We start from the raw sequence: 10,463 nt of genomic DNA on the forward strand, positions 1-10,463 counted from the left end.
CCCGCCACCCTGGTGGACCTGGGCACCGGCACCGGCGCCATCGCCCTGGCGCTGAAGAGCGAGCGCCCGCAAGACGTTGTGCTGGCGGTGGAATTCAACCCGGCGGCGGCGGCCCTGGCGCGGCGCAACAGCGAACGGCTGGGGCTGGCCATAGAGGTGCGCCTGGGCGCCTGGTTTGCGCCCCTGGCCGGCCTGCGCTTTCATATGATCCTCTCCAACCCGCCCTATATCGATGCCGCCGATCCCCATTTACAATGGGGGGATGTACGCTTCGAGCCGGCCTCGGCCCTGGTGGCGGAGGAAGAAGGGCTGGCGGATCTGCGCCATCTGGTCGAGCAGTCGCCCGTCTACCTGGAGGAGGGGGGCTGGCTGCTGCTGGAACACGGTTGGCGGCAGGGGGAGGGGGTCAGGGCCCTGCTGCGCCGTCGTGGTTTCGAACGGGTCGAGACCCTGCGCGACTACGGCGGCCAGGAGCGGGTTTCATTGGGCCGCTGGCCCGGGAGGCAAGATGCTGAAAACCAAGATCAGTGACGATTGGCTGGGGGCCGACAAGAGTCCCATGACCCTGGCGCTGGACGTGGTGGAAAGCCTGCAGGGAACGGCGGCGCGGCACCGGGCAGAGCACGACCTGCTCATCCTGGAACGGGAACTGGCCGAGGTGCTGGCCGGCCAGGACGCCACTGCCCAACTGCTGCCGGCTCTGTTCGGCCCCCTGGGGCTGGCCGGCGACTGGGAGCGGTTCTTCTCGGTCGACAACTGCCTGCTGGACCGGGTGCTGGCGCGGCGCCGGGGCATTCCGGTGACCTTGGGGATCCTTATCCTGCACCTTTGCGAACGGTTCGGGGTGCGGGCCGAGGGCATCTGTTTTCCCGGCCACTTCCTGCTGCGGCTCTGGCTCGGGGAAGCGGAGGCGATCATCGACCCCTTTACCGGGCGCGAGTTGTCCAAACGGGAAATAGAGCAGCTGCTGCGCGGCGCCAGCGGCAACCTGGCCCGGCTCAAGCCCGAGCACCTGCAGCCGGCCGGGGCCATGGACATTCTGACCCGGCTGCTGAACGTGACCAAGGCGGTGTTCATCCGCCACAAGCAGTTTTCCCAGGCCCTGGCCTGCAGCCAGCTGCTGTTGAAAATCAAGCCCGACTGCCCGGTAGAGCGGCGCGACCGGGGCTTTCTGTTCGAGCAGCTCGACTGCGATCGGTTCGCCGCCGAGGATTTCGAATTCTTCATCCAGCACTGCCCCGAGGATCCGGTGGCCGACGTGCTGAAAGCCCAGATAGCGGCCCTCGACCTGGGCCCCAAAACCCTCCACTAGGAGCAGCGATGAAAACCGTCAAGATCAATCAGATAAGTGTGGCCAACGATCAGCCCTTCGTGCTGTTCGGCGGCATCAATGTGCTGGAATCCCGGGATCTGGCGCTGAAAGCCTGCGAGCACTATGTCGAGGTGACCGCCCGGCTCGGCATCCCCTATGTGTTCAAGGCCAGCTGGGACAAGGCCAACCGCTCCTCCATCCACTCCTTCCGCGGCCCCGGCCTGGAAGAGGGCATGAAGCTGCTGGCGGAAATCAAGGACACCTTCCAGGTGCCGGTGATCACCGATCTGCACGAGCCCTGGCAGGCCGCAACCGTGGCCGAGGTGGCGGACGTGATCCAGCTGCCCGCCTTCCTCGCCCGCCAGACCGATCTGGTGGAAGCCATGGCCAGAACCGGCCGGGTGATCAATATCAAGAAGCCCCAGTTCCTGAGCCCGGGGCAGATGAAGAACATCGTCGACAAGTTCATCGAGTGCGGCAACGACCAACTGATCCTGTGCGAGCGCGGCGCCAACTTCGGCTACGACAACCTAGTGGTGGACATGCTCGGCTTCGGGGTGATGAAAAAGGCCACCGCCGGCGCCCCCATCATCTTCGACGTGACCCACGCCCTGCAGTGCCGGGACCCGCTGGGCGAAGCCTCCGGCGGGCGCCGGGAGCAGGTGGTGGACCTGGCCCGGGCGGGCATGGCCACCGGCCTGGCCGGCCTCTTCCTCGAATCCCACCCGGATCCGGAGCACGCCAAGTGCGACGGCCCCAGCGCCCTGCCGTTGGCCAAACTCGAGCCCTTCCTGGCCCAGATCAAGGCCCTGGACGAACTGGTGAAAAGCTTCGAGCCGCTGGACACCCAGGGCTGAACCGGGTTTGAGCTCTTGTGCTTAACAAAGGCGGCCGGGGGGCCGCCTTTGTGTTTCTCAATGGTTGAGCCGGATCGCCGAGTTATTTAGAATAGCCGTCCAGCCGTATTTATGGCTTCAACCATCCGACGGGATCCAGCCGGCAATGAGTGACAACCTCGACCAATTCGATCGCAAAATACTCGCCATCGTGCAGCGCAACTGCCTGACCCGCAGCGAAGTCATCGCCGAAGAGATAGGGCTGTCGCCGTCGGCGGTGCAGCGGCGGCTGAAGCGGCTGCGCCAGAGCCGGGTGATCAGCGCCGACGTGGCGGTGGTCGACAACCGCAAGCTCGACAACCTGATGACCTTTATCGTCGGCCTGGAAATCGAGCGGGAAAACTACCCGGTGATGGACAGGTTCATGCGCTGGGCCCAGGGCCAGGACGCCTTTCAGCAGATTTTCTACGTGACCGGCGCGGTGGATCTGGTGGCGGTGATCCTGGCGCGGGACGTGACCGAATTCGACGCCATCGCCGAAGCCACCATGAGCCAGTTCCCGGAAATCAAGCGCATGAACACCAATGTGGTGCTCAATGTGCTAAAACCCGGGCTGCCCCTGCCGCTCTGACCCTTATCCCGCCGCCGGGCGCAGCAGGGCGGCCACGGCGGCGATGTCCGCCGGCGAGGTGCGGCAGCAGCCGCCGATAAGGGCGGCGCCTTCCCGCTGCCAGCGTCCGGCGGCCAGGGCGAACTGTTCGCTGTCGGCCGGGCCGTGCCAGCACTTGTGGCCGGCGTCGTACTGCTCGCCGGAGTTGGGGTAGACCAGCAGCGGCTTGGCGGTGGCGCCCCGCACCGATTGCAGCAGCCCGGGCACGTGCTCGGGGGCGGTGCAGTTGAGGCCCAGCGCCACCACCGAGTCGAAGGGGGCCAGGGCCGTGACGCAGTCGCGCAGCCGCTCGCCCTGGCTGTTGTGTTCCCCATCCCGGCAACTGAAGCTGATCCAGCCGCAGGCGCCGGGATGGGCTTCCATCAGCCGGGCCAGGGCCCGGGCCTCGCTCAGGCAGGGCAGGGTCTCGCAGGCCAGCAGGTCGGCGCCGGCCGCCAGCAGCACCTCCAGCCGGGGGCGGTGAAAGGCCATCAGGCCGGCTTCATCCAGCTCGTAATGGCCCCGGTATTCGGAGCCGTCCGCCAGCATGGCGCCGTAGGGGCCGACCGAGGCCGCCACCAGGGGGCGGGGACGCAGGGCGCGCTGTTCGGCGCTCAATCCTTGCCAGAAGTCGTCCCGCGCCGCCACCGCCAGTTGCACCGCCCGCTGCATCAGGCCGGCGGCCTGTCCGGCGTCCAGCCCGCGGCGGGCGAAGGCCTCGAAGGTGGCCTGGTAGCTGGCGGTGATGGCCACATCGGCGCCGGCGGCGAAATAGTCGTGGTGAACGGCGTAGATAAGCTCGGGCTGCTCGATCAGCACCTTGGCCGACCACAGCGGATCCTTGAGGTCGCAGCCCCGGCTTTCCAGCTCGGTGGCCAGGGCGCCGTCGAGGATGGCCAGGGGAAACTGCGCGAGCAGGGTTTCAATAGGATTGGTCATACACACCTTGAACAACACCGGCGAGGCGGTGGATGGGTTAGAGGATCTGCGATAAGAACTGCCGCAACCGCGGGTGGGCGGGGCGGTTGAAAAAGCCGTCCGGGGTGTCTTCGGCCAGCAACAGGCCGTCGGCCATAAACAGCACCCGGTCGGCCACTTCCCGGGCGAAGCCCATCTCGTGGGTGACCACCACCATGGTCATGCCGTCCCGGGCCAGGCTCTTCATCACCTCCAGTACTTCCCCCACCATTTCCGGATCCAGCGCCGAGGTGGGCTCGTCGAACAGCATGATCTGCGGCTGCATGCACAGGGCCCGGGCGATGGCCACCCGCTGTTGCTGGCCGCCGGACAGCTGGGCGGGGTAGTGGTCCATGCGCTCGGCCAGGCCCACCTTGGCCAGCAGGCCCCGAGCCTGCTGCTCGACCTCGGCACGGGGACGCCGGGCCACCTTGAGCGGAGCCAGCATCACATTTTGCAGGGCGGTCTTGTGGGGGAAGAGGTTGAAGCCCTGGAACACCATGCCCACCCGCTCCCTGAGCCGGTTGACGTTGGTGCTGCGGGCATGAATGTCGATGCCTTCGAGTTCGATGCGCCCGGCGCTGATGCTTTCCAGCCGGTTGAGGGTGCGCAGGAAGGTGGACTTGCCCGACCCCGAGGGGCCGACGATCACCACCACTTCCCCGCGGCGAAGGGTCACCGACACCTGGCTGAGCGCCCGGCAGCCGTTGTCGAACACCTTGTCGACCCGGTGGGCGTGGAGCATGGTTTCTGCGTGTTTTATCTGCATGGGGCCTCCTAGTGTCCCGCCGACAGGCGCCGTTCCAGCCGTTGCACCAGCCAGGACAGGGACGCCGTCATCACCAGGTAGAGCAGGGCCACGGTGAACCACACCTCGAAGGGGGCGAAGGTGGAGGACACCACTTCCCGGCCGGCCTTGGTCAGGTCGGTGAGGGAGATCACCGACACCAGGGAGGAGTCCTTGATCAGGTTGATGAACTGGCCGGCCAGGGCCGGCAGGCTGCGCCTGAGCGCCTGGGGCAGCACCACCTCGACCATGGCCCGGCCGTAGCTCATGCCGAGGGAGCGGGCCGCCTCCATCTGCCCCACCGGCACCGCCTGGATGCCGGCGCGGATGATCTCCGCCACATAGGCGGCGCTGAACAGGGTGAGGGCGGTGGCGCCGGCGGTGAAGCGATCCAGGGACAGCACGGTGCCGACGAAAAAGTAGATGATGAAGATCTGTACCAGCAACGGGGTGCCGCGGATGATCTCGATATAGAGGATGCACAGCCGGCGCAGGGCCGGGTTGGCGGACAGCCGTCCCAGGCCCAACCCCAGGCCGAGCAGGATGGAGCACAGCAATGACACCACCGACAGTTGCAGCGTCATCACCATGCCATGGAGGATGGGGCCGGCGCGCAGGCTGTCGAGCCTGGCGACTTCGTCCCCTTCGAACAGCAGATCGCCGTCCGCCACCAGCAGGGTACTGAAGCCGTCCAGCACCAGGGGCGCGTCGCCGTGTTCGGACACCAGGGTCAGGGTACGGCCGTCATCGCCCAGTTCGGCCTGGCCGTCGAAGGGGGCGCGGATGGACTGGGGCGAGCTGTCCACCACATAGGGCAATACCCGCTCCCAGCGCCAGTGGTAGTCGATGCTCTGGGTGGACCAGTAGAGGGCGCCGGCCAGCATGAGCACCACGCCCACAAAGACCCCGTTCCACAGCCAGCGCTGTTTGGCAGTCTGCATATTCGTTCCCGTCAAACCCGCCGGCGGCCCGGGCCGCCGGCAACAACCAGAGGATTACTGTACCCGGCCGACCCAGGCGTCGCTCTTGAACCACTTGTGGTAGAGCCGGTCGTAGCTGCCGTCTTCCCGGATCTGGCGCAGGTAGTTGTTGAGGAAATTGAGGAAGTCCCCGTCGCCTTTACGCACCGCCCAGCCCAGCGGACCGTAGGTGAAGGCCTGGTCCAGGTGCACCAGCCGGCTCGGGTTCTGGGCGGCGTAGACGGCGTTGTAGCTGATGTCGTAGACGAAGGCGTCGGCCCGGCCGTTGGCCACTTCCTGGGCGGCGTCGGCGGAGCTTTCGAACAGCCGCACCTTGGCCCGGCCCAGGTGGCGCTTGATGGCGTATTCGCCGGTGGTGCCGAGCTGGGCGGTGACGGTGTAGTTTTCATCGTTCAGCTGGCGATAGGAGTCGATGCTGTCGGCCAGTGCCGGGCGGATCAGTACCGTCTGGCCGGCGTCGAAATAGGGCTCGGCGAAGTTGACGCTGAGGTTGCGCTCGGGGGTGACCGTCATGCCCAGGATCAGATCGCACTTGTTGGTCTGCAGGGCGGGGATGATGCCGTCCCAGCCGGTGTTGACCGGCACGAACTCGACGTTGACCGACCTGGCCATGGCCTTGGCGATATCGATGTCGAAGCCGATAAAGTCGCCGCCCTTGTCGGTCATTTCGAAGGGCATGTAGCCGGATTCGAAGCAGAAGCGGAATTCACCGGAGCGCTGGATCTGCTCCAGGGTGGAGCCCTGGGCACCGGCGGCGAACAGGCCGAGGCCGCTGCCCAGCAGGAGAAGGCGGAGGGTTGTTTTCATGAGACAGTCCCTGTGGCGAACGAGGCATCGAGGGCGAGGACCCCGATGGCGATTAACGGAGCCTCGTATTCTAGCGGCTGCGCACGGGGATATTCCGCGTTATCGGGGAAAAAAGCGGGGAGGAACGGCGCCGGCCAGCGCCGTTTCCGGCAGGGGGCTCAGTCCCGGGTACGACAGCGTTCGGCGGGCACGGCGAGGGCGCGCAGCAGATACTGTTTGAAATCCTCGGCGTAGTCCTGAGTCGCCAGCGCCTCGGCCATGCAGGCCAGCCAGGCATCGCGCTCGGCAGGGCCTATGTCCAGGTGGGCGTGGGCCCGGGGTATGCTGATGGGGCCGTATTTCTCCCGGTAGCGGGGCGGGCCGCCCAGCCAGCCGCACAGGAAGCGGGCCAGCTTGTCGGTGCTCTCGTCGAGGTTGTCCGGATGCATGGCACGGATCAGGGCGGCGTCGGGGCGACGTTCCATGGCGGCATAGAAGGCCTCGGCCAGGCGGCGCAGGCCGGCTTCGCCACCGGCGGCCTGGAAGGAAGTGTCACCCTGCCCGTAGGCGGAAGGCAATAACATGGCGCCTCACCAATGATTCATCTGAAATGCCGGTTATTCTGGCCCAAAACACCCGCGGTGTGAAGTGTCGGGCGCCGTCCTCAGGTCATCTCGCTCGGCGACTTGGGATCCGTCGGATTATGCTGCCCCGCCAGGCGCTGCAGTATCTGCCCCAGCTCCATCGGCAGGGGGAAGACGATGATCTTGCTGTTCTCGCTGCTCACCTCGGTCAGGGTCTGCAGGTAGCGCAACTGGATGGCCTCGGGCTGCTGGGCCAGGATATGGGCGGCTTCCAGCAACTGCTTGGACGCTTCCAGTTCGCCGGTGGCGTGGATCACCTTGGCCCGCCGGGCCCGCTCGGCTTCCGCCTGGCGGGCGATGGCGCGGATCATGGATTCATCGAGATCCACGTGCTTGATTTCCACCGCCGTCACCTTGATGCCCCAGTTGTCGGTGCTCTGATCCAGGATGCGCTGCAGATCCGCATTGAGGGTATCCCTGGCCGAGAGGATCTCGTCCAGTTCGTGCTGGCCGAGTACGGATCTCATGGTGGTCTGGGCCAGCTGGCTGGTGGCCTCCAGGTAGTTTTCCACGTTGATGATGGCCTTCTGCGGATCCAGCACCCGGAAATAGAGCACCGCATTGACCCGCACCGTGACGTTGTCCTTGGAGATCAGATCCTGGGAGGGTACGTCCATGGTGACGATACGCAGATCCACCCGGACCATTTGCTGCACGAAGGGGATCACCAGGATAAGGCCGGGCCCCTTTATCTTGTAGAAGCGACCGAGCAGGAAGATCACGCCCCGTTCGTACTCGCGCAGGATGCGGAACATGCTGCTGAGCAGCATGACCACCAGGATCACGATCAGCAGTTGAAAATACAGAAAATCGATCATCATGACTGGGTCTCCTCCAGGGGGGCCACGTTGAGGGTAAGATCTTCCACCGCCAGCACGACGATCGCCTGGTGCGGGGCTATGGGATGCCGGCTGTGGGCCTGCCAGCGTTCGCCCTGCACCAGCACGGTGCCGGTGGGGTCGATGGGGGTGAGGGCGATGCCCTGCTCGCCGACCATGGCGGCGGTGCCGGACACGGGGGCGGCCCGGCGCTGCTTCACGATAAGCCGCACCACCACCAGGACCAGGGTGAGCGAGAACAGGGTGAAGGCGGCCACGAAGGGCCAGGCGACCCGGAACGCCTGATCCGGGGTATCGAACAGCAGTACCGAGCCGATGGCGAAGGCCACCAGGCCGCCGCCACCGAGAATGCCGAAACTGGGCGACAGGGCCTCGCCCACCATCAGCGCCAGCCCCAGCAACAGCAGGGCCAGGCCGGCGGTGCTCACCGGCAGCATCTGCAGCGCCAGCAGCGCCAGCAGCAGGCAGATGGCGCCGGTCACCCCGGCCACCCCGAAGCCGGGGCTGTAGAATTCCAGCAGTATGCCGTACATGCCCACCAGCATCAGCAGGTAGGCGATATTGGGGTTGGTGATGATCATGATGAAGCGCTGGCGCCAGTCGGGCTGGCGCTGCTCGGCCAGCAGCCCCGTTGTGGCGAAGGTATAGGGCTTGTCGTGGAGCCTGATTTCCCGTCCGTCCAGGGCCTGCAGCAGTTCGGGAATGTCCACCGCCACCAGCTCGATGACCCCCTGCTCCAGGGCCTCGGAGGCGGTGAGGGTGGCGGCTTCGCGCACCGCCTGTTCGGCCCAGTCGGCGTTGCGCCCGCGCAACTGGGCCAGCGACTTGATATAGGCCACGGCGTCGTTCAGGGTCTTGCGCTCCATGGCGCCGCCGTCGGAGGCGGGGCGGTCGTCCTCTTTCTCTTTGTCTTCCGCCTGGTCCCGTGGCCGCTCGGTGCTGCCGGGAGGGCCTATCTGCACCGGGGTGGCGGCGCCCAGGTGGGTGCCCGGGGCCATGACCGCCACATGGCTGGCATAGAGGATATAGGTGCCGGCCGAGGCGGCCCGGGCGCCGCCGGGGGAAACATAGACCACCACCGGCAGCCGGGATTCGAGCATGGCGCTGATGATGTCGCGGGTGGCGCTGTAGAGGCCGCCGGGAGTGTCCATGGTCAGCAGCAGGAAGGCGGGACGGTCCAACTGGGCCTGTTGCAGTTCGGTCACGATAAAGTCCGAGGTGCCGGGGCCGATGGCCCCCTTGATGTCCAGTTGCCAGTAGCGTTCCTGGGCCAGGGCCGGCATGCCCAGCAACAACAACAGCAGTAACAGGCCGCGCCAGTTCATCATATCCAGCTCCAATACAGTCTCTATTAGAGCTTAGTGCATGGGGCCGGAGTGGTGGTTTTTTAGCCGGAAAGGGCGAGGGCAACGGCCGTATTGCACCGTTGCCCGGGAGAAGGCACCATCGGCCCTTTTGGACCAGCCGCCAGTGCGGCCATTAGACTTTACGGGAGTGCATATGTCGGTCAGAACGGCAACCAGGGGGGATCTCGCGGCCATTGATGCCCTGGAGCGAGCCGCCTTCGGCAGCCACTGTTATCCGGATTTTTTCTTTCGCCAGGCGCTGGATCTGTGGCCGGCCTATCTGCTGGTGGCGGAAGGGGAAGAGGGCGAACTGGCGGGCTACTGCCTGGGCGGGACGGGGGCGGCCCCCGGCGAGGGCTGGATACTGTCCCTGGCGGTGGCCGGATCCTGCCGGGGGCGGGGCCTCGGCAAGGCGCTGTTGCAACAGGCCCTGGCGGCGCTGGAGGCGGGCGGTTGCCGCTCGGTGCGGCTGACGGTGGCGCCGGACAACCCGGCGCTGGGGCTTTACCTCGCCCTGGGTTTTGTGGAGGAACGCCGGGACGAGGCCTATTTCGGCCCGGGCGAGCCCCGGCTGGTGCTGCGGCGGGGGTAAGCCTGGCGAAGGGAGCGCCTTTCCTCCGCGCTCCGCTGGCCTGTACGGTATTTTTGAGTACAATGTAAAAATATTTTTAATACAATTTACTTGCAGGTCTGGCACATGGACGTAAAACCCCGTATCGCGGCATTGATTGAACAGTTGCAGCAGGGCTTGCTGGAGCGGGACACCCCGGCCCGGCTGGCGCTGCTGGCGGCGCTTTCCGGCGAGCACTTGCTGCTGCTGGCCCCGCCCGGCACCGCCAAGAGCGAGCTGTCCCGCCGGCTGCACACCCTGCTCGCCGACGGCGCCTACTTCGAACGGCTGCTGACCCGCTTCTCGGTGCCCGAGGAGCTGTTCGGCCCCCTGTCCATCAAGGCGCTGGAGCAGGACCGCTACCTGCGCCAGACCAGGGGCTACCTGCCCGAGGCCTCCATCGCCTTTATCGACGAGATCTTCAAGGCCAACAGCGCCATCCTCAACAGCCTGCTCACCCTGCTCAACGAGCGCCGTTTCGACAACGGCAACGAGCGGCGGGAGGTGCCCCTGGTGTCGGTGATCGCCGCCAGCAACGAGCTGCCGGAGGGAGCCGAACTCAACGCCCTGTACGACCGCTTCCTGCTGCGCTACCAGGTGGCGCCGGTGAGCGACCAGGCTTTTACCGCCCTGCTCACCCTCGACCAGGGCTACCGGGCGCCGCCGCCGGAGCTGCGCCTGAGCGGCTGCGAGCTGGCCGCCATCCGCGAGCTGGCC

Annotated in this window: 13 protein-coding genes; 6 read left to right on the top strand and 7 right to left on the bottom strand. The window is 66.2% G+C overall.

The window, feature by feature from the left end; all coding sequences use genetic code 11:
* From CGX12_RS17520 to CGX12_RS17535, 4 genes are all read left to right on the top strand, one after another.
* The coding region (locus CGX12_RS17520; RefSeq protein WP_142995668.1) for a peptide chain release factor N(5)-glutamine methyltransferase at positions 1-531 on the top strand (531 nt) is incomplete at its 5' end.
* Positions 509-1,312 carry a SirB1 family protein gene (locus CGX12_RS17525; protein ID WP_094041133.1) on the top strand — a complete coding sequence of 268 codons (804 nt, stop codon included), beginning with the start codon at positions 509-511 and terminating at the stop codon, positions 1,310-1,312. The genes CGX12_RS17520 and CGX12_RS17525, both read left to right, overlap by 23 nt.
* 8 nt (positions 1,313-1,320) lie before the next feature.
* Positions 1,321-2,169 carry a 3-deoxy-8-phosphooctulonate synthase gene (gene kdsA / locus CGX12_RS17530; protein WP_094041124.1) on the top strand — a complete coding sequence of 283 codons (849 nt, stop codon included), beginning with the start codon at positions 1,321-1,323 and terminating at the stop codon, positions 2,167-2,169.
* Positions 2,170-2,314: 145 nt separating this feature from the next.
* Positions 2,315-2,779 (top strand): Lrp/AsnC family transcriptional regulator, encoded by a 465-nt coding sequence (locus tag CGX12_RS17535; protein ID WP_094041125.1) that lies wholly within the window; start codon positions 2,315-2,317, stop codon positions 2,777-2,779.
* Between the two features lie 3 nt (positions 2,780-2,782).
* Here CGX12_RS17535 and mmuM read toward each other — a convergent pair whose 3' ends face one another.
* The 7 genes from mmuM to CGX12_RS17570 all read right to left on the bottom strand — a co-directional run bounded on the left by mmuM (position 2,783) and on the right by CGX12_RS17570 (position 9,118).
* A complete protein-coding gene (gene mmuM / locus CGX12_RS17540; protein WP_094041126.1) occupies positions 2,783-3,736 on the bottom strand; it encodes a homocysteine S-methyltransferase in 954 nt (317 codons plus the stop codon).
* Between the two features lie 37 nt (positions 3,737-3,773).
* Positions 3,774-4,523, bottom strand: coding sequence for an amino acid ABC transporter ATP-binding protein (locus CGX12_RS17545; protein ID WP_368073559.1), 750 nt, complete (start codon positions 4,521-4,523; stop codon positions 3,774-3,776).
* Between the two features lie 8 nt (positions 4,524-4,531).
* Complete coding sequence (locus CGX12_RS17550; protein WP_094041127.1) at positions 4,532-5,482, bottom strand: amino acid ABC transporter permease; 951 nt, start codon at positions 5,480-5,482, stop codon at positions 4,532-4,534.
* Between the two features lie 54 nt (positions 5,483-5,536).
* Positions 5,537-6,328 carry a transporter substrate-binding domain-containing protein gene (locus CGX12_RS17555; RefSeq protein ID WP_094041128.1) on the bottom strand — a complete coding sequence of 264 codons (792 nt, stop codon included), beginning with the start codon at positions 6,326-6,328 and terminating at the stop codon, positions 5,537-5,539.
* A gap of 158 nt (positions 6,329-6,486) precedes the next feature.
* The gene (locus CGX12_RS17560; protein WP_094041129.1) at positions 6,487-6,891 is read right to left on the bottom strand and encodes a group II truncated hemoglobin; all 405 of its coding nucleotides are present in this window, start codon (positions 6,889-6,891) and stop codon (positions 6,487-6,489) included.
* An 80-nt stretch (positions 6,892-6,971) separates the two neighbouring features.
* The gene (locus CGX12_RS17565) at positions 6,972-7,772 is read right to left on the bottom strand and encodes a slipin family protein (RefSeq protein ID WP_094041130.1); all 801 of its coding nucleotides are present in this window, start codon (positions 7,770-7,772) and stop codon (positions 6,972-6,974) included.
* Positions 7,769-9,118, bottom strand: a complete 1,350-nt coding sequence (locus tag CGX12_RS17570; protein WP_254918336.1) for an NfeD family protein — start codon at positions 9,116-9,118, stop codon at positions 7,769-7,771. The genes CGX12_RS17565 and CGX12_RS17570 overlap by 4 nt, the downstream gene beginning before the upstream one ends.
* A 172-nt stretch (positions 9,119-9,290) precedes the next feature.
* On the opposite strand from CGX12_RS17570, the gene CGX12_RS17575 reads away from it, so the two are divergent.
* A complete protein-coding gene (locus tag CGX12_RS17575; RefSeq protein WP_094041131.1) occupies positions 9,291-9,728 on the top strand; it encodes a GNAT family N-acetyltransferase in 438 nt (145 codons plus the stop codon).
* A gap of 105 nt (positions 9,729-9,833) precedes the next feature.
* On the top strand, positions 9,834-10,463 hold a 630-nt coding region (locus CGX12_RS17580; protein WP_176442107.1), incomplete at its 3' end, for an AAA family ATPase.

This window comes from Zobellella denitrificans (genome assembly GCF_002237365.1).
GTDB classification, from domain to species: Bacteria; Pseudomonadota; Gammaproteobacteria; order Enterobacterales; family Aeromonadaceae; genus Oceanimonas; species Oceanimonas denitrificans.

Coding starts and splice junctions, on each gene's coding strand:
- CGX12_RS17555 (WP_094041128.1), bottom strand. CDS start 6,328: ATGAAAACAACCCTCCGCCTTCTCCTGCTGGGCAGCGGCCTCGGCCTG.
- mmuM (WP_094041126.1), bottom strand. CDS start 3,736: ATGACCAATCCTATTGAAACCCTGCTCGCGCAGTTTCCCCTGGCCATC.
- CGX12_RS17535 (WP_094041125.1), top strand. CDS start 2,315: ATGAGTGACAACCTCGACCAATTCGATCGCAAAATACTCGCCATCGTG.
- CGX12_RS17575 (WP_094041131.1), top strand. CDS start 9,291: ATGTCGGTCAGAACGGCAACCAGGGGGGATCTCGCGGCCATTGATGCC.
- CGX12_RS17545 (WP_368073559.1), bottom strand. CDS start 4,523: ATGCAGATAAAACACGCAGAAACCATGCTCCACGCCCACCGGGTCGAC.
- kdsA (WP_094041124.1), top strand. CDS start 1,321: ATGAAAACCGTCAAGATCAATCAGATAAGTGTGGCCAACGATCAGCCC.
- CGX12_RS17560 (WP_094041129.1), bottom strand. CDS start 6,891: ATGTTATTGCCTTCCGCCTACGGGCAGGGTGACACTTCCTTCCAGGCC.
- CGX12_RS17525 (WP_094041133.1), top strand. CDS start 509: ATGCTGAAAACCAAGATCAGTGACGATTGGCTGGGGGCCGACAAGAGT.
- CGX12_RS17565 (WP_094041130.1), bottom strand. CDS start 7,772: ATGATGATCGATTTTCTGTATTTTCAACTGCTGATCGTGATCCTGGTG.
- CGX12_RS17550 (WP_094041127.1), bottom strand. CDS start 5,482: ATGCAGACTGCCAAACAGCGCTGGCTGTGGAACGGGGTCTTTGTGGGC.
- CGX12_RS17570 (WP_254918336.1), bottom strand. CDS start 9,118: ATGATGAACTGGCGCGGCCTGTTACTGCTGTTGTTGTTGCTGGGCATG.